General features: G+C 63.0%; 18 protein-coding genes. 5 read left to right on the top strand and 13 right to left on the bottom strand.

Annotation, left to right across the window (positions count from 1 at the left end; translation table 11 throughout):
* Position 1: 1 nt before the first annotated feature.
* Complete coding sequence (locus tag GT590_RS11945; RefSeq protein WP_114557953.1) at positions 2–811, bottom strand: HAD family hydrolase; 810 nt, start codon at positions 809–811, stop codon at positions 2–4.
* Between the two features lie 79 nt (positions 812–890).
* Between GT590_RS11945 and GT590_RS11940 the strand changes: the two genes are divergently transcribed.
* The 4 genes from GT590_RS11940 (at position 891) to queA (ending at position 3,583) form a co-directional block, all read left to right on the top strand.
* Positions 891–1,691, top strand: a complete 801-nt coding sequence (locus GT590_RS11940; RefSeq protein WP_229068551.1) for an epoxyqueuosine reductase QueH — start codon at positions 891–893, stop codon at positions 1,689–1,691.
* Positions 1,692–1,765: 74 nt separating this feature from the next.
* Complete coding sequence (locus GT590_RS11935; RefSeq protein ID WP_114557954.1) at positions 1,766–1,999, top strand: antitoxin; 234 nt, start codon at positions 1,766–1,768, stop codon at positions 1,997–1,999.
* Between the two features lie 9 nt (positions 2,000–2,008).
* Positions 2,009–2,422 carry a type II toxin-antitoxin system VapC family toxin gene (locus GT590_RS11930; RefSeq protein WP_035586258.1) on the top strand — a complete coding sequence of 138 codons (414 nt, stop codon included), beginning with the start codon at positions 2,009–2,011 and terminating at the stop codon, positions 2,420–2,422.
* Between the two features lie 75 nt (positions 2,423–2,497).
* Positions 2,498–3,583 (top strand): tRNA preQ1(34) S-adenosylmethionine ribosyltransferase-isomerase QueA, encoded by a 1,086-nt coding sequence (gene queA, locus GT590_RS11925; protein ID WP_114557955.1) that lies wholly within the window; start codon positions 2,498–2,500, stop codon positions 3,581–3,583.
* 72 nt (positions 3,584–3,655) lie between these two features.
* Here the strand turns inward: queA and GT590_RS11920 are convergent, their stop codons facing one another.
* The 12 genes from GT590_RS11920 to GT590_RS11865 all read right to left on the bottom strand — a co-directional run bounded on the left by GT590_RS11920 (position 3,656) and on the right by GT590_RS11865 (position 18,147).
* Positions 3,656–4,411, bottom strand: a complete 756-nt coding sequence (locus tag GT590_RS11920; RefSeq protein WP_114557956.1) for a hypothetical protein — start codon at positions 4,409–4,411, stop codon at positions 3,656–3,658.
* Positions 4,408–5,121 carry a hypothetical protein gene (locus GT590_RS11915; protein ID WP_114557957.1) on the bottom strand — a complete coding sequence of 238 codons (714 nt, stop codon included), beginning with the start codon at positions 5,119–5,121 and terminating at the stop codon, positions 4,408–4,410. The genes GT590_RS11920 and GT590_RS11915 overlap by 4 nt, the downstream gene beginning before the upstream one ends.
* Positions 5,121–10,628, bottom strand: coding sequence for an InlB B-repeat-containing protein (locus GT590_RS11910; protein ID WP_161171128.1), 5,508 nt, complete (start codon positions 10,626–10,628; stop codon positions 5,121–5,123). The genes GT590_RS11915 and GT590_RS11910 overlap by 1 nt, the downstream gene beginning before the upstream one ends.
* Positions 10,625–11,326 (bottom strand): hypothetical protein, encoded by a 702-nt coding sequence (locus GT590_RS11905; RefSeq protein WP_009608818.1) that lies wholly within the window; start codon positions 11,324–11,326, stop codon positions 10,625–10,627. The genes GT590_RS11910 and GT590_RS11905 overlap by 4 nt, the downstream gene beginning before the upstream one ends.
* A gap of 119 nt (positions 11,327–11,445) precedes the next feature.
* Positions 11,446–12,141: a SipW-dependent-type signal peptide-containing protein gene (locus GT590_RS11900; protein ID WP_114533170.1), complete on the bottom strand. Its 696-nt coding sequence runs from the start codon at positions 12,139–12,141 to the stop codon at positions 11,446–11,448.
* 66 nt (positions 12,142–12,207) lie between these two features.
* Positions 12,208–12,723, bottom strand: coding sequence for a signal peptidase I (locus tag GT590_RS11895; protein ID WP_081956906.1), 516 nt, complete (start codon positions 12,721–12,723; stop codon positions 12,208–12,210).
* Positions 12,724–13,720: 997 nt separating this feature from the next.
* Positions 13,721–13,924, bottom strand: a complete 204-nt coding sequence (locus GT590_RS11890; RefSeq protein ID WP_009304886.1) for a cold-shock protein — start codon at positions 13,922–13,924, stop codon at positions 13,721–13,723.
* A 173-nt stretch (positions 13,925–14,097) separates the two neighbouring features.
* The gene (locus GT590_RS11885) at positions 14,098–14,598 is read right to left on the bottom strand and encodes a hypothetical protein (RefSeq protein WP_161171127.1); all 501 of its coding nucleotides are present in this window, start codon (positions 14,596–14,598) and stop codon (positions 14,098–14,100) included.
* A gap of 43 nt (positions 14,599–14,641) precedes the next feature.
* Positions 14,642–15,733: a Holliday junction branch migration DNA helicase RuvB gene (ruvB, locus tag GT590_RS11880; protein ID WP_114557960.1), complete on the bottom strand. Its 1,092-nt coding sequence runs from the start codon at positions 15,731–15,733 to the stop codon at positions 14,642–14,644.
* A gap of 171 nt (positions 15,734–15,904) precedes the next feature.
* Entirely contained in the window at positions 15,905–16,522 is a 618-nt protein-coding gene (ruvA, locus tag GT590_RS11875; protein ID WP_009608888.1) for a Holliday junction branch migration protein RuvA, read from the bottom strand.
* Entirely contained in the window at positions 16,519–17,082 is a 564-nt protein-coding gene (gene ruvC, locus GT590_RS11870) for a crossover junction endodeoxyribonuclease RuvC (protein WP_035586126.1), read from the bottom strand. Before ruvC ends, ruvA begins: the two co-directional genes overlap by 4 nt.
* A gap of 150 nt (positions 17,083–17,232) precedes the next feature.
* A complete protein-coding gene (locus GT590_RS11865) occupies positions 17,233–18,147 on the bottom strand; it encodes a LuxR C-terminal-related transcriptional regulator (RefSeq protein WP_009608815.1) in 915 nt (304 codons plus the stop codon).
* 256 nt (positions 18,148–18,403) lie between these two features.
* Between GT590_RS11865 and GT590_RS11860 the strand changes: the two genes are divergently transcribed.
* Positions 18,404–20,245, top strand: coding sequence for an amidohydrolase (locus GT590_RS11860; RefSeq protein ID WP_114549840.1), 1,842 nt, complete (start codon positions 18,404–18,406; stop codon positions 20,243–20,245).
* Positions 20,246–20,327: the final 82 nt, after the last annotated feature.

The following is a 20,327-nucleotide window of genomic DNA, read 5'->3' as shown; positions in this document are numbered from 1 at the left end:
GCTAGCCCTCCTTCACGCAGGACAGCGCCGCCTCGCGCGCGGCGGCCGGCACCGCGCCGGCTTCGACGCCCTGCGCGGGGTCGGCGCACGGGGGCAGCAACTCGGCCCAGGCCGCGAACTCCTCCATGGTACCGCGCTTCACGGAGCCCAGATCGAAGCCCTCGGTCGGATCGAGCAGATGGTCGGTCACGAGGAATGCGTCGGCGCCCAGCCCTTGGATGGCCAGGTCCTCCACTGTGTTGTTGCCCACCATGAGCACGTCGTCGCCGGAAAGGCCGCACGCCGCCACGTTCTCGGCGTAGTAGGCCAGCTTCGGCTTCACGCTGGTGGAGTTCTCGAACGACGTGATGCGCGCGAACTTCGACGCATCCACCCCGGCCCAGGCCAGGCGCCACTCCACGGCGCGGCGCGGGAACATGGGCATGGTGGCCAGCACCAGCGGGTAGCCTTTCGCCGCCAGCGTCTCGATGGCGCGCGCGGCCGCGGGGTTGGGCTGGAAGCCCTCACCGATAGCGCCGAACTCGTGCTCGTAGAACTCGGTCAGCAGCTCCTCCCACGCGGCCGCGTCGGCATCGGCATGCCGGAAGAACGCCTCCCAGTACGCCTCGTGGTTCGTGCGGCCGTCGTCGTGCGACGCCATGGCGCCGATGCCCGCCTTGAGCCCGGCCGAGAACGCCTTCGCGTCCAGCCCCTGCCGGGCGACGAACCCGGCGATGGCCTCGAAATAAGCGCCCAGGAACTCGTCCAGCTCCATGGGCAGCAGCGTGCCGTCCAAGTCGAAGAAGATTGCGCGATACGTGCGAGGTGCCATGCGTCGATCCTTTGGTCGGGTGAATTGGTTGCTCAGGCATGGTAGTATACGTCACGTTGCGAAGGAGCGTGCAAACCCGATGAAAATACTGCTTCATGCCTGCTGCGGACCGTGCTCGTTGGAACCGGTGCGCCTGCTGCGCGCCGCCGGGCACGACCCGACCATAGCCTATATGAACTCGAACATCGCGCCCGCCGACGAGTACGCGCACCGCCTGTCCACGCTGCGCGCCTGGGCCGCCGGCGAGCAGCTGAACGTGCTGGAAGGCGCCTACGACCCCGCCGCCTGGGAAGCCTGCGCCGGACGCGTCGGCGAGGCGGCGAACGACCCCGCCCGCCGCAAGGCGCGCTGCCGCGCGTGCTACCGCCTGCGCTTCGAAGAGGCCGCCGCGCTGGCAGCCGAGCAGGGGTTCGACGCGCTGGGCACCACGTTGTCGGTGAGCCCCTACCAGTACACCGACGTCATCCGCGAGGAGCTGGAGCGCGCCGCCGCGGCCGCGGGCGTGCAGCCGCTGTTCGAGGACTACCGCCCCTTCTACGACGAGGCCACGCACCGCAGCCGCGAGCTGGGCATGTACCGGCAGAACTACTGCGGCTGCCGCTTCTCGGACGCCGAGGCCGCCGCCGAGCGCGCCGAGCGCAAGGCGCAGCGCGCCGCCCAACGCGAGGCGGAAGCGGCAGCCCACGCCGAGGAGCGCGCCGCCGCCGAGGCCGAACGCCGGGCGAAGAAGGCCGAACGCGCCGCCTACGACGCCAAGCAGGCCCGCAAGCGCGCCGTGCTGAAGGCCCTGCGCGAACAAGAGCGCGACGGGAAGCAGGCTTCGCACGCCGGCGCAGATGGCGCGGCAAGGTCGGCTCAGCGTCACAACACGCGCCCGTAGCGCCTTGCGTGCAGCGCATCTAGCAAGTATACTTACAAGTATATTTGCCGCGCACGTCAAGAAGGGAGCGCGCCATGCCTCAACTTTCCCTGTACATGGACGAGCCCACGATGGAAGGCTTGCGCCGGGATGCCGCACGCGAGGGGAAGACGCTCTCGAAGTTCGTGGCGGGCGTGCTGCGCGACCGCGATACGAACGGCCTGTGGCCGCATGGGTTCTTCGACCTGTACGGCGTCTGCGATGACGACACGTTCGTCGAACCGCCGGAGATTCCCTGGGAATTCGACGCGCCTCGAAAAACGCTGTAGGTGAACGCCGTGTATCTTCTCGACTCCAATATCTGCATCGACTTCATGCGCGGAGAACTTCCCTACGCCTACGACATGATGCGCAACAGCAGCCCGAAGCTCTTCAAGATTCCCGCCATCGTGGAAGGCGAACTGAGGCTCGGCATCGAAAAAAGCAAGCAGCCGGAAAAAGCCCGGTGGCTCGTCGACGAATTCACGCTGCCGTTCGAAGTGGTGCCGTTCGATTCGAAATGCGCGCATACCTATGCGCGCATACGCGGCGAACTCGAGATGACGGGTAAGAAGATCGGGCCGAACGACCTCATCATCGCCGCCACGGCGCTGGCGAACAACGCGGTGCTCGTCACGAACAATGTGGACGAATTCAAGCGCGTGCCGGGGCTGTCCCTCGAATGCTGGTACGAGATGGAGTGGGACGGATAAGCGTCCGTCGGCTTGTATCAAGGTCTATAATAAGTGGTTCGCACGCCTATACCGCAACGCACGAAGGACGCACGCATGAAGACTTCCGATTTCGACTACGACCTGCCCGCCGAGTTGATCGCGCAGGAACCCGCCGCCGAGCGCGACGGCTGCCGCCTGCTGGTCATGGACCGCGACACCGGCCAGCTGGAAGACCGCATCTTCCGCGACATCGCCGACTACCTGCGTCCGAACGACCTGCTGGTGGCGAACGAGACGCGCGTCATGCCCGCGCGCCTGCTGGGCGCGAAGCGCGGCACGGGCGGCTCGGCCGAGGTGTTCCTGCTGCGCGAAGTGCACGACCGCGAGCCGCGCACGAACCGAAGCGCGCTGTGGGAGGTGCTGGTGCGCCCAGGCAAGCGCCTGAAGCCGGGCACGGGCGCCGTGGTGGACTTCGCCGACGCGCAGGGCGACGTGGCGCTGTCCGCGGAAATCGTCGACTGGGCCGACGGCGCGCAGAAGGGCGAGCGCCTCGCGCGCCTGACCACGACGCTGCCCTCCCTCGACGAGGCGCTGCACGCGGTGGGCCACACGCCGCTTCCGCCCTACATCAAGAACTACGCCGGCGACGAGGAATTGTACCAGACCGTGTACTCGCGCCGCGAAAGCTCGGCCGCCGCGCCCACGGCCGGCCTGCACTTCACGCCCACCCTCATCGAGCGCCTGCGCGACCAGGGCGTGCGCTGGGAAACCGTGGAGCTGGAAGTGGGCCTGGACACCTTCCGCATCGTGGACGAGGACGACCCCGAGCAGCACGTCATCCACACCGAGTACTACACCGTGCCGCAGCGCACGGTGGACGCCATCGCCGAGACGCGCGAGCGCGGCGGGCGCGTGGTGGCCGTGGGCACCACCAGCGTGCGCAGCTTGGAAAGCGCCTGGAACCCCGAAACGGGCGCCGTCACCGCGCGCGACCGCGAGACGACGTCGCTGTACCTGCTGCCCGGCTCGCAGTTCCATGTGGTGGATGCCCTGGTCACGAACTTCCACGTGCCACGTTCCACGCTCATGATGCTGGTGTCTGCGTTCTCATCGCGCGAGCACATCATGGCCGCTTACGAGCACGCCATCGAAGAGCGCTACCGCCTGCTCTCGTTCGGCGACGCCATGTTCATCTGCTAGACGCGCCGCCAGGCGGAAGGCGGCAAGCGGAAGCCACAGAAGAAGGGCGCTCGGGAAAGAGAAGGCGCAGCCCTACCGGGAACCGCAGCGGGAACGGACGAACACCGCTGCCAGCACGGCGGCCGCGCCGACGGCCGCCGCCAACGCCGCAAGGGCATAGGGGAAATCGCCGGTTTTGGTGAGCGTCGAAACGTCGGCTTCCACGGTTCCCGCGCCGCCCGAACTACCGGAGCCGCCCTCGCCCTCCGAGCCCTCGGAACCGCCCGCTCCCGCAGAGCCGCCCTCGTCCTGGGCGATGAGCGTCCAGTGAACATGGTTCTCCAAGCCCGCCGCCTCGTTGCCCAAGGTCACGGGCACCACCACGTCCAGCGTGAAGTCCGCCGACCGGCCGCCCGAAAGCTCGGCCATCTTGACGGGAAGCGCCCCTTCGCGAAGCAGCTCCCCTATCTCGCCGTCGTAGAGCGTCCGACCGTCCACACTCATGACCACGCGCACCGGCCCTATCACGTCGGCGATGGCACGGTCGCACGAGGGGCGCAGGTACAGCGCGACGGGCGTGCGCGCGTTCTCCACCCGCACCGCCACGGTGTGCGACGACGAATCACCCGGCACCAGGTTCTCCAGCGTGTCGAACAAGCTGCCTCCATCGGCGTTGCGCACAGAGAACTCGCGCGCGGCGCTGTCGTACACCACGGTGGGCGGCCCCGCGGGCGCGGCATAGGCTGCAGCCGGCCGAGCGAGCGCCGGCATTGCAAGCGCCACCGCCGCCGCGAGCGCGACTATGGCGAGCGTCAGAGCGCCGCGTCCCGAGCATCTGCACGTCATCATGCGGCACCTCCCTTGCTTGAAACCGTCAGCGTGCCGTCGGCCGCAACGCCTGTGACGGCACCGCCCCGGTCGAGCCCCCACGCCTCCTTGACCGCGTCGACCGGATCGGCCTGCACGGCCTGGACGTCGATCTCGACGACCAGATGGCGATCATCCGTAGGCGAAGAGTTGGACAAGGCCGTGCACGTGTCGATCAAATTCGCGGTCTTGTCGACGACAGCCCCTCCGGTAGCCTCGCTTTCGGGAGCGAGGGGCTTCGGCCAGTAGTACAGGCCGTCTGTCCCCTGAATCCAAGGGGTGGCGTCAGGATGTGCGACGGCGCCCCAAACCATCGTGTAGTCCTTACCAAGCTCCGGAACGTCGCCCAACACGACGGCGGAACCGTCGGCCTGGCTCCCGGTCTCCCAGCGAACCGACACCGAGGCTCGCAGGTACGCCTTCACGTTCCCCTTGTTGGTCGCGTACACGTTCTCCTTCACCGTGTACGGCGAGTCGAACGTTTCGTTCACGCCCGGCGTGACGTTCGCCGCCTTGAACATGTTGAAAAGGCCCGACTCCGTGTGAAACCACGCCAGCGCGCCTGCGCAGCACAGCATGGCCGCAAGGCACGCGGCAACCACCGCCGCACGCTTGCGTCCCGGGCGCTTGCGCGGCAGATCGAATGCCGCGGCCCGACGCTCGGCCGGCTTCGCATGCTTTCCCCTGCCCATTACGAATTCGCCCCCTTCCCGAACTCGTTGATCGCGCGAGCCGAGTCATCCAGCCACGCGTCGTTTTCCAGCGCGTTCTCGCACACCACGGCCGAACCGCCCTGAGAACGCGAGACCACCACGCGCGCGCCGTCGGCACCGGAAGGGACGGTCACGCCGTTCACCTGGTACGATTGTCCATAGCGCCACGCCCAAGACTTGTCCTCCCTCACGAAGTATTCGCCCTGGCCCAACTGCAACTGCACGCTGGCCGCGTAGATCCCGTCCTTGTCCGGCTTGTCGGGGCACTTGACCGAAACCGAGCGGGTCTGCAGGGCCCCGTCCTTGAGGTTGGTCACCGTGAACAGGAACGTCTCCCCTGCCGCCTCCTTGGCAGCGGTCTTCTTCGTGATGGTGAGCAGCTTGATGTCGCCGAACACGAACAAGGCGTCGCCGTTGTTTTGGGTGGTGTACGAAGTGCCGTCCACCGTGCACACCGAAGTGTTGGCAGCGCTCACCACCTGGAAGTCCCGGAAGTCGCCGCTCGTGCCGACATGCGATGCCAACACGTTGCCCGTGGCTCTGTCGTCGTACAGAGCGACCTGCTTGCCCAACGCCGCAGACGCATCGCGGTCGGCCGGAAGCGGATTGCCCGGTTGATATGTCGGCTCGCTCGAAGGCTTGTAGGAGCGCTTCTCCACGTGAACCGTCAGGTGCTTCTGGTCGTAGTAGTTGCCCTGCCCGAAGTACGCCTGGATGGGATAGGTCTGCTTCTCGGCGTTCGGCGTCGCGGCCGACCCCTCCGCCGTAGGCGCGCCCGAAGTTTCCAAAGCGCTCACGTCTATCGCCCAGGTCAGCTGGTCGGTCATGGCAACATCTTGCGCATCGGTGGCCTTCACCTGCCAGGTCACGGGATACAGGTCCATGTCCCCCGTGATCGGCTTGTCAAAGAATTCGTCCCAAGGAACCATGACGCCGTTGTTGTCCCACTGCCAGTTGCTGAACGCCTCGCGCCCGTCCGCGTTCGCAGCAGCGTCAAGGGCCACGGCGATATTGTGGTACGCCTCCACGTCGATCGGCACCTGCTGCGTCGGAGTCGTCCCTCCGGAGCCGGCAGTCGTTCCCCCGCCAGAATCGGGAGCCGTCTCCGTCCCGACGGGAACTTCGTGCACGAACGTGCGCTCGTTGCCCTTCACGTTGGCGGTGTATATCACGTTGCCCTGCGTGTCATGGTAGCGAACCTCGTGCACCTTCACGTACACCGCCGTGTACAGGATACCGTCGAACGGCCTGCTGCCCCTCAGCACGAAGTTGCTGTTGTCGGTCACGGTCGTACCTTGGTTGCTGTCGTCAACATAGCCCGTCGCCCAGTGGTCGAACTGGTAGCCGGGGAAGTCCTTCGCCTCCGCGACGAGGGTGACCGAGTCAATCGAGCCCAAACGGCTCAGCGAGCGGTAGTTCTCAGGTTTTTCGCCCGCGGCCTCAATCTCCTTGTCGATGTTCGAGTTCACGCTCACCGTAGCCGCGCGATACACCGGCCACAGCTCCATCGACCGATGCACGATCGTGCTCGAAGACACCATCGCAGTACCCTCGCTCCAAATCGCGTACTGCCCCGTCGCCGGACGCGTCGCCGTCCAGCCCACGAACACGTGGATTCCAGCATTCGCTGTATCGATGTTAGCGATGTCGAACGTCGGATCAGGCCCCTTCCCCAGCTGCTGACCGTTGTTGCGCACCACGGTTTCGGTGACTCCGTCGTTCACGTGGTACACCACCACCAACGGCTCGTAGTTCGCGACGAACCTGTACGAGGGGCCCGACTCGATGGTGTAGCTCAAAGGGTTCGCAGTTGCGTCGGCAGCGACCCCGGCGGGAATCGTCTCGGTATGCGTCTGCCCCTGGAACGTCTTCTCGATCGTCCACGACTTCAGCAGATACGTCGCCTGACCGTCCGCTACCACTGGCGTTGCGTTGTTTTCGGCCGTCAGGGAGAGGTCGATGGTCTGGTCGTCTTTCACGGTCACGCTTACGTTGTCCGTTGCAGAGGTAGTGCCACCTTGCCCGGTATCGCGCGTATACGTGTTGTACGGCAGATTGAAGCTGGCCGCCGCACCCCCATCGGCTACTGTCGGCGCGGCCGGGATGTTCACGCCAGCGCCGGAGGGCACGCCCGCCTGCGCGATGTTCGTAGTGACGGTCACGTCGTACTTCACATACACCGGATACAGGTCCATAGGCCGCGTGCAAACCGCATCGGCAGCCAGCAGGTAGGGAACCGCCTTAGAAGCCTGCGAGGTGCAGTACTGGTCACCCGTCACGTCGAAAACGTAGTCCCATTCATGCTGGGTCATCTCATCCGCAGCGATGGCAGACTTGTCAATCCACCCCAAGAACCGATACCCGTCACGCTGCATCTCAGCATCCGTGGGAGAAGCGGCAGAAGTGAACGACACCCCAGTTGACGAACCCGCTTTCGGATAGTCGTATGCATTAGAGAAGTCTTGATCTAGCAGAACCCGCTCTTCGTAACGGCGCTCAACAACCCACTCGCCCCCATCGGCCTTCGACACGCCCTCGAACTTGACGTTTGCAGCGTAGTGAGCCTGAAAGTAATAGGCGCGAGCAGTGGAATAAGAGGATCCTTTCGGTTGAAACGCCTTATCTTGACTCGGCTCTTTCCATTCACCCCACTGATGGGAATCGTTCGTCCCTTCTCCTGTCCAGAATCTAAACACATAGCTCTCATTTGACACCGTATCAACCCTGATGCCTCCAACGGTGCTTCCGGTCAATAATGGATTTCCCGTCAGCTCAACGGAACCCGCCCCAGGAAAGTCAATACCAACTCCAAACGCAAAGCCGGTTGATGTGCCGTCGAGCTTCATTTTCGAAGCAACTCTTTCAGGATTACGTATCACACCGGTAAATTTAGCTCCTATTGCAGGGTTAGCATCGGGGTTGTACGACGCCCAATACTCGAACTTCTCTTTGTAATACGCGGGTGGAGGCAACTCCACGAAAGCGCTTTCGTATCGTTGCCATCTCTCAGCATGAAGTGTGGGGTTCTTAAAATCGCCAGCATCTTGCGCATCTGAGGCGACGTAGTAATCAACCCGGTACTCGAAGCGGGCTATGTAGGTTTGCTGTTGGGTGAGGTCGGTGTCGGCGGGGATGGTGTAGCTGGAATCGGAGCTCACGCGCACCTCAACGCCGTCCACGTTCTTGTACCATCCCAGGAACCGATAGCCGTCGGGAAGCGCCCCGCCGTTGCTCAGCTCGGTGCCCTGAACATCTTTCACGAACACCTGATACGACGTGGTTCCGTCGGGGTTCGACACCGGCTTCGCACCTGTCGATCCCACGCCGTCGCGCACTGTAACATTGTCCTGGTTGGTATAACCCTCGATCTCGGTGACGATGTTGCTTGCATAGTCGCTGTAGATCGGGTACAGATCCATGGGTTTGTCCACCGGATCGCCCGCTTCGTAGAAAGCGCCGCTGGCCTTGATGCCGGCAAGTTCCGAGGACATGACACTGGCATAACCCTTGAGAACCCCGCCTTCGTTTTTCGCAGTCGTCGTCCAACCGACGAAGGTCGAGCTATTGGAGGGCTTCGCCGGACTCGGCGACGGCAGCAAGTCGAAGTAGTCGTACCAGTCGTCGCCGATAGTCGAATCCACCGCGCCGGTGTCTTTGTTGATCACGTTGCCGGCCACGTCGTGGAACAGCACCTGCGCTTGGTGATGCGCGATGAACAGGTCGTTGTCCTCGAGTTGCTTCACGTCGGGAGTGTTCGCCGGCGTGTAGTCGATAACGTTCGACACCAACTTGTCTGCCGTCACCATCGGCTTGAAGTACGCGGGATCCTCGGCCACCTCGTTCACCGTGACCTTGGACTCGCGATACCATCCCGCAAAGCGATAACCCTGGTTCTCCTTGCTAGCCGCTACACCCTCATCCTTCGGGTTCGTCGTCGCACTCAGCTTCACCGTATTGTCCGCAGCAAGAACGCCCTGCACGGCGAACTTCCAGGCGTTGTCAGTCATCTGCTCCTGTATCGGCGAAAGCCCGGTCGTCCCGATGCTCACGCTGGCCGCGCCTGGGAAATCGAACGTCGCCTTGATGGACGACCCGTGCACGGGAATGCCCAAGTCATAATCTATGACCCACTTGTTGATATGGCTGGCGGAATATGCGCTGCTGCGCTCGATGCCGCCCGCGAAGTCGTAGCCGCACCCCTCCCAGAAATCGCGGTCGACGTACACGTCATCGTCCAACGGCCCGAACGACGGCCCCGTCGCGGCGTCATTCAACGCGGGGATCTTCTTGTTCGTACCCTCCTCTGCGCTTGCAGAAGGCTTGAAGTACGACTCGCTTACCGACAGGCCATCGGCCCTCCTCGCAAGGCCGGCCAGATACACGTTGTACTCGATGATGGGAATGACGATCAGCGCGTTATACTGCTTCGAGCTCAGGTTGCCGGCGTAATGGGAGCGCTCGATGCTGCAGTTGCTGTCGTACGCCGACGCCGTCAGGCCGCCGACGCTCACCGTGGCGCCCGCGCCGACGCTCACGTACGTGCCGCAGTAGGCGTAGCAGTCCGCCGTAGAGAAGCAGTCGATCATCTGGGCGCCGTTCGAAAGCTGCCCCGTCACGCCGCCCGCGTACACGGTGAAGCCGCCCAGGGCGCCCACCGCCTTGTCGTAGCTGTTCTTGACGCTTGCATGCTGGTAGGTCACGGCGCCATCGGCCGCAACCTCGCGAATCGGCGTCACACGCGAATACTCGATGACGGTTCCGCTTGCTGCACCTACCAACGCGCCCATGTACAGCCCTTCGCCGCCCAGCGCGGCGACGGCGGACGTCGAGTTCGACACGCACCTGCCGCCGCGCACCTCGCAGTTGTAGATGACGCCTCCGTTCGTCTCGCCGGCGAGGATGCCGCCCAGCACGCCGGCGTTGGTGATCAGGCTGACGGCGTTGTTGGCGGGCGTGATGCTGGATGTGCAGCTGATAAGGGTGACGTTCTCGATGCGCGTGCTGTCCGCGCGGCCCACCAACACGCCGCCGCGGAAGTCCGCGCCGATTTTGGCATCTTTCAGCGTGAGATTCTTGATGGTGGCACCGTCGGTGCTGGCGAACAGGCCGGTGTTCGCCTTCGGAGTCCACAAATCGCGGTTGTATTCCAAACCTGTGATGGTGTGGCCCCGGCCGTCGAACGCACCCTTGAACGGCAGGTCGATGGTGCCGAAGATCAGACCGCCGTTCTGTTTCGCAACCTCGAGGTCGGCTTCGTTCAGAGTCAGGTCGTTATCCAAAACAATATTGATGCTCTGGCCGGCGGTCGTATGCGTCAGATTGACCGCGTACACCAAGTCGGCCACGCTGGTGATATGGTACGTATTATCGACCCAATCGGCATGCGCCTTGTCGGGTGCGACGAAGGGCACCGCGGTCGCGGCCAAAGCAAGCGCCAGCACCATGCGCAGCGCTTTCTGCCATATCGAAACCCGAGTATTCATCATGCCGGCCATCCTTCAGCAGTCAGGGAACTGGTTGCGTTGTGCTCGCTTTGCACGCCGTCGGCCTTGATCACCAGCTTCAGCTGGTCGATGCCGGCCAGCGCGCCCGCCTCCACCTCGAACGAGTCGATCAGCACGGGCGTGGTTTGGTCGGGTTCCAGCGCGACGGCCAGGTAGTACCGGCCGTCCTGCCCCCGCTGCCACGCGGACGCGTCGCCGAAGTCGTACGTCACGGCGTGGTCGAGCGACAGCGCGTCGCCGTTGGGCCGCACGCCTTCCACGCTCAGCATCACGCGCACGAACATCGGATGCGTGCCGAGGTTCTGCACACGCACGATGCGGCTCACGGCGCCGGAGCCGGGGTTGATACGGTCGTCCACAAGCGCCGGAACCTCGTTTCCCGAGGCGTCCAACATGGTTTCGACCACCTCGATGTCGGGCGCGCCGAACGAGAAGGGGTGATGCGCGTCGAACAGCTCGACGTTGAACGCCTGGGTCGCCAAAACCGCGGCAGCGAACAACAGCGTCAGCGCCGCAGCGACCGCGGCGAAGCGCTGCGCGCGGGAGGCCTTCGCACGGGCCTCCGGTGCAGAGGGCTGGCCGGTCGAGCTCGAGCGGAGCTCGTCGGGCGGCGCAGCCTCGCGCGCGGCATCGTCGGGCGATGCGGCGCTGGCGATGTTGTGATGTGCGTGTTCAGTCATAGGGATCCAGGTCCTTGGGTAAACGGGTGCGGATGCGCCCATCCCGGCGCCCGAGGGAGCGCCGGGATGGGCAAAGGGCAGCTCAAAGGCTGAGCATGCGCAAGTTGCGACGCTGGAAGCTACTGCTTCATTTTGATCTCAGCCGCCCAAGCCTTGGCAGCAGCGTCGAGATCGGTCGTAGACTCGCTGTTGTTCGATTTGGCTGCAACATATGCATACACCTCAACCGTTTTGTTGGTGTCGTTCGCCACAAACGTATCGCTCGTCATAATGCTTTTGAACAGGGGGGTTTTCGTCCAAGCATCGGCAGCAGGGGTACCAGTCGGTTTAAGCTCGGTGAGACCAGCTCCATTCTGGTAGTTGGAGGCATAGGCGAACAGACCGCCCGTGTACTGGTCTTGCGATCCCGAAACCAAAGTTGCTTCAACCGCTTCCCAACCCTGCTCGATCGTGAAGTATGCACCTTCCGGCAGATTGTTCTTCACGTACACGTACACATAGGCAGACTCGCTGTCCTTGCCGATGCCCACGTACGGATCCTTAGCCACGCTCGCACCCGGAGCGATCGCAGACTGGTCAACCCAGCTGGGCTCATAGATATTCCCGCTCACCTTCGTTGTGTCACTGGGAAGGTTTTCAGAGGGCTTATCCGGCTTCGTCGTCGGATCGGTGATGTTGCCCACCTTGAACGTGTTCGTCAGACTGCTTTGCGCGCTGAACCAGGCTAGGGTTCCGCCGATGCCGGCCACCACCAAACAGGCCGCCAGGGCAACCAACACCACACGGCGCTTTCTACGTTTTACTTCCGCTTCCATGAAGCGCTCCTCTCTCTCGTTCGTTTCTTGCGTCCGCTTGCAGGGGCGCACGCTGTCGCTCAATGCTCAGGCGCATCGGCTGTGCTTGCCACCACCCCCTCGGTGCGATGCCGCTTGGCCGCTATCGAGGGCGGCAAGCTTCCCGGCAGCAATCGATGCTATGATGAAAACGGCGATAGCCGTCCCTGCAATCACAAGACCCAGCGGAGAAGTGAGGAATTTGTTGATGTAGCCCAGATACGGGATGCACGCCACGGGTTTGCCCACGAGGTTCTCGTACGGCACCGGCGCGGCGTCGGGGGAAATGGACCCGTCGCTGGCGATGTTGGCGATGCCCTGCGTGCGGAACGCACGGGATTCGGCATCGATCTGATACACCTGATGGGTCACCAGCGTGCCCGAGGGCAGGCTGAACGTGATGGCGTCGCCCACTTCGACGTCAAGCGGATCGACCGCTTTGACGTACACCAGCGAGCCAACGGGATATTCGGGCTCCATGCTGCCCGAGAGAACGGCGTACGGGGTCAGTCCTACGAGGCGCACGCCCGCAAACGCAACCAGAAGCACCGCCGCTGCTGCAATTAGCAGACTAGTGAGCCCCCCCCCCGCGACAAAGTTTGCGATGCGAAATCGTAGTCATGTGCTCCCCCGTTATGCAGACGCAGCGCCCTATATGGCGTGTGAGCGTGCTGTGCATATGTGTTGCTTGTCGATTGTCGACCGAACGATGCGTGAAAAGCGCACTCCCTCGCTATTTCCGACCGTCGACCGTTTTCCCGATACCCTCTTTTCTTTTATTTAAGCACCATGCACGCGTTTTGTTAATACCTTTTTGGTAATTATTTCTTAAATGATACATATTAACTATCAAATAGCAAGAAACTCTATGGCCTCTGGGGTTTCACACGAACCCGCAAGCCCGTCTCGTAAAGCGCTCGACTCCTTTGCTGCTCCCGCCTACTCAACGGGAACGGATCAGCCCCATCATGACTTCGATTCGACACGTACGAATGTTTTCACGTGAAACATTCAGACCCTCCGCCCCCCGCCCACAGCATGCCAAACAACTTGCGACGCAACGAAGACGCAAAATCCAATACCCAAAAGTCAGTCAGCCTGGATAAGAGTGAATCGGGCAGCGTGCCGGCGTGAGAGCCCGAGGATCAAAGGCCCCAACCGAGTTCGCACCATAATCAGTATACTTTCGACACGTCCGGGTTCGCGTCGATAGCAGTAAGCCGGCCTCGCCTCCTTCGTCTTAGAAGACGGAGTCGGCCGGCGTAGCGCGCTGCTTTTAACTGCTACACCGCATGGCACACCATCCGAACGTCGAACATCTCACCAAAGAGAACCGCATTATCATCGCAGCACTGAGGCATCGCAAAATCAACAGCGTCGCGAACGCCGCAAGGCTGGCAACCCTCGGGACGGAGTTTACGCATTTTTACGCCTAAAAGAGGGTTTTCGGCTCATCGGCCCGCGACCCAAGCCCCGCAAAGAGACACTGCCGAACCGATACGCATTAAAAAATGACCCCGCACTTTGCGGGGTCATTTCAGCATTCTATATGTTAGTCTGCTTATGCCTTCGTCACGTTGCTTGCCTGAAGCTTGCCGTTCTGACCGGTCGTGACGTCGAACTGCACCGCAGCACCTTCGTCAAGCGTCTTGAAGCCGTCCATCTTGATCTCAGAGAAATGCACGAAGAGGTCTTCGCCATCCTTCTGAGAGATGAAGCCGTAGCCCTTTTCCGGGTTGAACCACTTAACAGTACCTTCCGCCATTTTAAATCCTCTTTCCTCTCCTCGTCCCCGAGGAGGTAACACTGTGTGCTGCATGGCCGCAACACTCGCCCTCACCTCGAGGGCACATGCTTACTATACGCTATGCGGCAACAAAAAAGCTCGGGATTCTCTTTTTCGCCCGTATTTTACCGATCCGTTGATCGAGCGGGCTCCTACCGGTCGGAATCGAGGGGCGCCTCGATCGTGTTCGCCGGGATGACGGGCTCGGTGCCGTAGCCTAGCACGTCCATGGTGGACTCGGCGTCTTTCGCCAGCGCGGCATCGGCCTCATCCAAAAGGGTGGCTAGCTCTTCGGGCGTGTCGGGCAGATCGAGATCGTACGCCTCGGCCAAGGCGCGAGCCTGCTCGGCGCGCAGGGCGGACAGATCGCCCTCGCCCGCCTCTGCCAGATAACCCGAGGCCAGAAGCAGGCTCCGGGCGATGTACTCGGACACGCGCGGGTCGACGCCCGACACCTGCATGACGCTGGCTATCGACTCGGGCGACAGCGACAGCAGCGTGGCGCCGTCGATGTCGGTGGCGTCGCCTATGGCGTGCTCCAGCATGTTGGCGGCATCGCGCGGATCGCGATCCTCCACCGATCGCGCCCAGCTGCGGCGGATGGCCTCCGCGAATTGCAGGAGGATGCGCATCAGGTAATCCTGTTCGAGCATGGAAGCTCCCTTCGTAAGCCCGGGACGCCCCGGACGGTCGTGATCACGAGGACGGCGGAACCGGAATCCCCAGATGGTCGTAGGCCCGCTCGGTGCAGATGCGGCCCTTCGGCGTGCGCACCAGCAGGCCCTGCTGCATGAGGTAAGGCTCGTAGACGTCTTCCAGCGTGTCGGTGTCCTCCGACAGGGCAGACGCCAGCGTGGTCAGCCCCACGGGGCGGCCGCCGAACTGCACGGCCAGAAGCTCGAGGATGCGGTTGTCCATCATGTCCAAGCCCAACGCGTCGACTTCGAAGAAGCTGAGCGCTTGGGCGGCCACGTCCTCGTCGATGATGCCGTCCCCGCGCACCTGCGCCCAATCGCGCACGCGCTTGAGCAGGCGGTTCGCCAGACGCGGGGTGCCGCGGCTACGGCGCGCGATCTCCAGCGCCCCGTCCTCCTCGATTGCGACGTCCAGGATGGAGGCGGAACGGCACACGATGGAGGCCAGCTCGTCGGGCGAGTAGTACTGCAGACGGAACACGATGCCGAAACGGTCGCGCAAAGGACCGGTCAGCAAACCGGTGCGCGTTGTGGCGCCGACGAGGGTGAAGCGCGGCAAGTCGAGGCGGATGGAGCGCGCCGCCGGGCCCTTCCCCACCACGATGTCGAGGGCGAAGTCCTCGAGCGCAGGGTACAGCACCTCTTCGACCATGCGGTTCAGGCGATGGATCTCGTCGATGAACAGGACATCGCCCTCCTCGAGGTTCGTGAGGATGGCCGCCAGATCGCCCGTGCGCTCGATGGCGGGGCCGCTCGTCGTCTTGATGTTCGCGCCCAGCTCGTTGGCGACGACCGTGGCCAGCGTGGTCTTGCCGAGGCCCGGAGGTCCTGAGAACAAGATATGATCCACCACGTCGCCGCGCGCCTGAGCCGCCTCGATGAGGATGGCGAGCGACTCCTTGATCTTCGTCTGCCCCAGGTAGTCGCCCAGGCGCTTAGGGCGCAGACTGCGATCGAGCGCGAGATCGTCCTCAGTGAGCGTCGGCGCCACCGCGCGCGAGCGTGCGTCGACGGGCGACGAGCCGCCATCCCGCCCCGCTCCGGCGCCCGCCTCGAACACGAGCCCTTCTATTTGAATGCCGTTGTCAGCCATAGCCGCCTTTTCATCTTTCTCGCCAGTCTAACATTGTCCCCCTCGCCGGTCCGACAATGTCAGCGAGGCTTTTCGCGGTGCCCGAGATTGACGTGAAAGCCCGACGAAGCGTACTTCGTACGCGAGGAGGGCTTGGAGCGCCAAGATCGGGTGCTGCGGAAAGCCGCAGCGTCAAGCCGTTCCGCCGGTCGGCAGACCGGCGGAACCTAATCGCTTCAGCGCATATTGTAGCAGCACGCCCTCGGACGCGCCTTCGGGGGCGCCCTTGAGGGCGACGTCGGCCTCTTCGGACGTGAAGCCCATCGACAGCAGCGCCTCGCGCGTGCCGGCAAGATTCGCAGCCGACGCCGCTGCGGGCGCCGCCCCGTCGAACAGGCTTGCCAGCCCCTCGTCGAACGAGCCCTTCAGCTCCAGGATGATGCGCGAGGCCGTCTTCTTCCCTACGCCGGGGATGCGCTGCACCGCCGCCACGTCCTGCGCCTGCACGGCGGCCACAAGACCCGCGGGCGAGAACGCCGACAGCGCGGCAAGCGCCACCTTCGGCCCCACGCCGCCCACGCCGATGAGCCGCTCGAACAGAGCCTTCTCCTCCAGCGCGAGAAATCCGTACAGCGCCAGCGCATCGTCGCGCACCTGCAAGAACGTGTGCACCTCAACCGGTGCCCCCGCTTCGGGCAGCTTCGACAGGCTGGCCTGGGACATGCCCACGGCATAGCCCACGCCGTTCACTTCGATGTAGGCGGTCGTGGCGGTCTTCCCCGCCAGCGTCCCCTTGAGAAACGCGATCATAGCCTGTCCTTTCCGACGGGTACGTTGCAAACGGGCGCGTCGTACGCCATGCATGCCGCGCCCGTGCGGCGCGCGAAACCCTCATGAGTGGTATAGCAGATGGCGGCGGCCAACGCGTCGGCGGCATGGTCGGGTCGCGGGACGTCCTCGAGGGCAAGCAGCTGGCGCACCATGTACTGCACCTGGTCCTTCTCGGCCGAGCCGGTTCCCACCACCGCCAGCTTGATCTGGCTGGGCGAGAATTCCAGCACCTCGAGGTCGCATTCGGCGCATGCCACGAGCGCAGCGCCCCGCGCCTGCCCCGTGGCGAACGCGCTTTGCACGTTCACGCCGAACCACACGGTCTCGATTCCCGCGCACGTCGGCTGGAACCGCGCGATGACCGCAGCCATCTGCTCGTGGATCTTCCGCAGACGCTGAGCCAGCGGCAGCTCCTTCGGCGTGGACACGCACCCGTATGCCGTGCACGCCAGGCGCGGCCCGCGCTGCTCCACGATGCCCCAGCCGGTGTTGGCCAGGCCGGGATCGATCCCCAAGATGGTTCGTTCGATGCGCGTCATCGGTTCCTTTTCGTCGTCATGCCGAGGGTTTGCCTCAGTTGCAAACGTTTGTTCGTTACCATCCTAGCACAAAGCCCGGGAACAACCCGCGGAAGACGCGCTTTTTTCACACCCTCGTCAGAGACCGACGACGGAAGCGGCGCGGCGCGATCAACTCCGATGATCAAGGGAGGCGGCGAGCTCGCATTCGAGAAACGCGGGCAGATCCGCACGCCCCTTAATGCCCAATTTCGCGTAGATGTTGTGCGCGTGCGTTTTCACCGTTCCGACCGAGATGTACGCCTGCGAGCTGATCTGCTGGTTGCTCAACCCCTCCACCAGCATTTCAAGCATCTCCTCCTCGCGCTTGGTGAGATCGTAGCGCTTGGCAACAAAAGGCACCACGGCTGGAACCGATGCCTCGCGGAGTTTGCGGGCGTACGCAACCAGGTAAAGACAGGCGAACACGAAATTAATTCCACCAGACAATTCGACGAACACGTTGCGCGGGCTCTCCCATCCAGCCGCGAACGAGCCTATCGACCACGCCAAATAACCAACCGAGCAAAACGCGAACGACGCCACGAGCGCAACGACGGCCTTCGAGTCCAGCACGCGACCCCCTACATCGCCCTTGCGCAACCCTCGAATACCGATGCCCATGATATAAAGCTGCAGCACGCCGATGCACAAGTTCTCGGCGAATTCCTCTACCACGGCTTCCGACAACGACCCGGCAACCGCGAGATACGTGCAACATAAAATCCACAACGCACTTTCCCGCGCCGCCGGCGGCTGGTCGAAGATAAAGCCCGCAATGAACCTGAACGTCAGCAGAATACCGAGATGCAGGTAACCGTACAAAAACGGCGACGATCCGGGAAAAGCGCTGAACAGCAGCTGGAAATCGGGCACGAAATCGAACAGGTACATGAGCACGATGTCAGCCGTGCACAATCCGAACAAGATAGCGAGCCAAAGATGGAGAGGGCTTCTGTTCCGCACGAACAACGCAGCGAACACGATACAGAGCGCCGCGTTCGCCATGGTCATACCCATATCGTAGAAGAACAGCAAGTAAACCATCGCACCCCTTTCCCCTGCGGCGGATTATAGCACGCGCGAATTCCCGCTCGGGAGCGCGCCCTTCCGCAAAACAAGCACCCTCGCCCTCCACCAGCATGTTTGCTACAAGGTAGAGAAAAATAAACCCTCTTTCGAGCAGGCATCCATCTTCGCGTTGATTGTCGCAGGCCCCCTTCGGCCATAACGTCGGGCAAGGTGCCGTCGGCACAAGGGATCCGGCAAGCGTATCGTCGAACAAGGGAAGGAAGGGATCGTCATGACGCATAGCACGAACCAGGGACTGGGACGGCAAAGCGCGCTCACGCGCCGTTCGTTCGTAGCGGGAGCATCGGTGCTTGCAGCAGGGATGCTGCTGGGAGGACCGTTCGGATGCAGCGCGCCCGCAGAAGAAGGGGCGGCGGACACGAGCATCGAAGCCGAAGCGCAGGCAACCGGCAAGGCGGCCGACCTCGTATTCAAGAACGGCCACGTGCAGACGCTCGTAAACGAAGGAGACGTAGCGCAGGCCGTCGCCGTGCGCGGCGGCGACATCGTGTACGTAGGAGACGATGCCGGCATCGAGGCGTTCGTAGGCGACGCGACCAAGGTCATCGACCTCGGCGGCAAGTTCTTGTGCCCGGGCTTCATGGACGGCCACCTGCACGGCCCACAGCCTTATTACGAAGAACTGTTCCAAATCGCCATCCCCGAAGGCACCATGGACAACGAGGAGTATCTGCGCATCATCCGCGAGTTCGTGGAAGCGCATCCCGACGACGAAGTGTACTACGGCGGACCGTTCATGCAGAACGCCTATCTGCAACCCGACGGATCGAACCCGGGCCCGCAGAAAGAGGACCTCGACGCCATCTGCTCCGACAAGCCCATCATGATCCGCGACGTATCGCACCATTCCTATTGGGTGAACAGCAAGGCGCTGGAAATCGCCGGAATCACGGCCGACACGCCCGACCCCGACGGAGGCTCCATCGTGCACAACGCCGCTGGCCAGCCAAGCGGTCTGCTGACCGACGCAGCGAAAGGCCTTGTCACGTCCAAGATCGAAGTTCCCTACTCGACCGAGAACATGGCGAAAGCCTACGAAGCGTTCCAGGAGTACTGTCATTCGCTGGGCATCACCGGCCTCACGAACATCAACCTGTCGGGCATCGAGCTCATCCACGCCGAGGCGCTCCACAACATGGACGCACGGGGCGATCTGCATCTGCGCCAGCGCTTCCTCGTGTGGGGACAGCCGGGCATGGGCTACGAAGGCATCAAGAAGAAGCTCGATGCCGTAGCCGCCTACGATTCCGACATGTTCCAAACCGGCACGGTGAAGATCGTCTACGACGGCGTGACCGAAGGCGCAACGGCCGTTATGCTGGAGCCGTACCTGCCCGCAGCCGGCAAGGGAGAAGGCTGGACCGCCACAAGCGACTGGTCCACAGAAGAGCTCGACCAGGTGGTAGCCGATCTCGACAAGAACGGGTACCAGGCGCATATTCACGCCATCGGCGACGGAGCCGTGCGCGCCTCGCTCGACGCCTACGAGCGCGCCGAAGCGGCGAACGGCAAGCGTGACGCGCGTCACACGATGGTGCACGTATGCGCCATCACTCCCGAGGACATCAAACGCTGCGCGGATCTCAAAGCGATCAGCAACCTGCAGTTCCTGTGGATGTACAACGACCCTCTGTGTCAACTGGAAGCCGCATTTATCGGCAAGGAGCGCGCGTTCGACATGTACCCGGCTAAGGACATGCTGGAAGCAGGCTGCCTCATCAGCGGCGGCAGCGACGGAGCCGTGACCGCCTACGATCCCCTGCTTGAAATCGAAGTGGGCATCACGCGCAACAGCCCCTTCCCCGTCGAAGAGGACGAAGACCACTACCGGTGGAAGGAGCAAGGACTGACCGCCTACCAGATGCTCGAGATGTACACGAAGAACGTGGCGTACGAGAACTTCATGGACGACATCGTGGGCACAATCGAAACAGGCAAGAAGGCAGACCTCGTCGTGATCGATCGCAACATCCTCGACGTCGACCCCAAGCAGATCTCGGAGGCGAAGGTGGTCTGCACCGTCTCGAACGGCGATATCGTGTACGAGGGGTAACCAGTCTCCCGCATGAGAAAGCCGCCGCAAGCTTCGTGCTTGCGGCGGCTTCGCGTTCACCAGCTCGAAAGATCTGCGAAAG

The organism is Eggerthella sp. BIOML-A1 (assembly GCF_009875595.1).
GTDB lineage: Bacteria > Actinomycetota > Coriobacteriia > Coriobacteriales > Eggerthellaceae > Eggerthella > Eggerthella lenta.
This window is presented reverse-complemented; position numbering and strand designations above follow the sequence as displayed.

What these genes read in the sequence shown, in the direction of transcription:
- GT590_RS11945 (WP_114557953.1), bottom strand. Translation starts at nt 811, where the DNA reads ATGGCACCTCGCACGTATCGCGCAATCTTCTTCGACTTGGACGGCACG.
- GT590_RS11940 (WP_229068551.1), top strand. Translation starts at nt 891, where the DNA reads ATGAAAATACTGCTTCATGCCTGCTGCGGACCGTGCTCGTTGGAACCG.
- GT590_RS11935 (WP_114557954.1), top strand. Translation starts at nt 1,766, where the DNA reads ATGCCTCAACTTTCCCTGTACATGGACGAGCCCACGATGGAAGGCTTG.
- queA (WP_114557955.1), top strand. Translation starts at nt 2,498, where the DNA reads ATGAAGACTTCCGATTTCGACTACGACCTGCCCGCCGAGTTGATCGCG.
- GT590_RS11920 (WP_114557956.1), bottom strand. Translation starts at nt 4,411, where the DNA reads ATGATGACGTGCAGATGCTCGGGACGCGGCGCTCTGACGCTCGCCATA.
- GT590_RS11915 (WP_114557957.1), bottom strand. Translation starts at nt 5,121, where the DNA reads ATGGGCAGGGGAAAGCATGCGAAGCCGGCCGAGCGTCGGGCCGCGGCA.
- GT590_RS11910 (WP_161171128.1), bottom strand. Translation starts at nt 10,628, where the DNA reads ATGATGAATACTCGGGTTTCGATATGGCAGAAAGCGCTGCGCATGGTG.
- GT590_RS11905 (WP_009608818.1), bottom strand. Translation starts at nt 11,326, where the DNA reads ATGACTGAACACGCACATCACAACATCGCCAGCGCCGCATCGCCCGAC.
- GT590_RS11900 (WP_114533170.1), bottom strand. Translation starts at nt 12,141, where the DNA reads ATGGAAGCGGAAGTAAAACGTAGAAAGCGCCGTGTGGTGTTGGTTGCC.
- GT590_RS11890 (WP_009304886.1), bottom strand. Translation starts at nt 13,924, where the DNA reads ATGGCGGAAGGTACTGTTAAGTGGTTCAACCCGGAAAAGGGCTACGGC.
- GT590_RS11885 (WP_161171127.1), bottom strand. Translation starts at nt 14,598, where the DNA reads ATGCTCGAACAGGATTACCTGATGCGCATCCTCCTGCAATTCGCGGAG.
- ruvB (WP_114557960.1), bottom strand. Translation starts at nt 15,733, where the DNA reads ATGGCTGACAACGGCATTCAAATAGAAGGGCTCGTGTTCGAGGCGGGC.
- ruvA (WP_009608888.1), bottom strand. Translation starts at nt 16,522, where the DNA reads ATGATCGCGTTTCTCAAGGGGACGCTGGCGGGGAAGACCGCCACGACC.
- ruvC (WP_035586126.1), bottom strand. Translation starts at nt 17,082, where the DNA reads ATGACGCGCATCGAACGAACCATCTTGGGGATCGATCCCGGCCTGGCC.
- GT590_RS11865 (WP_009608815.1), bottom strand. Translation starts at nt 18,147, where the DNA reads ATGGTTTACTTGCTGTTCTTCTACGATATGGGTATGACCATGGCGAAC.
- GT590_RS11860 (WP_114549840.1), top strand. Translation starts at nt 18,404, where the DNA reads ATGACGCATAGCACGAACCAGGGACTGGGACGGCAAAGCGCGCTCACG.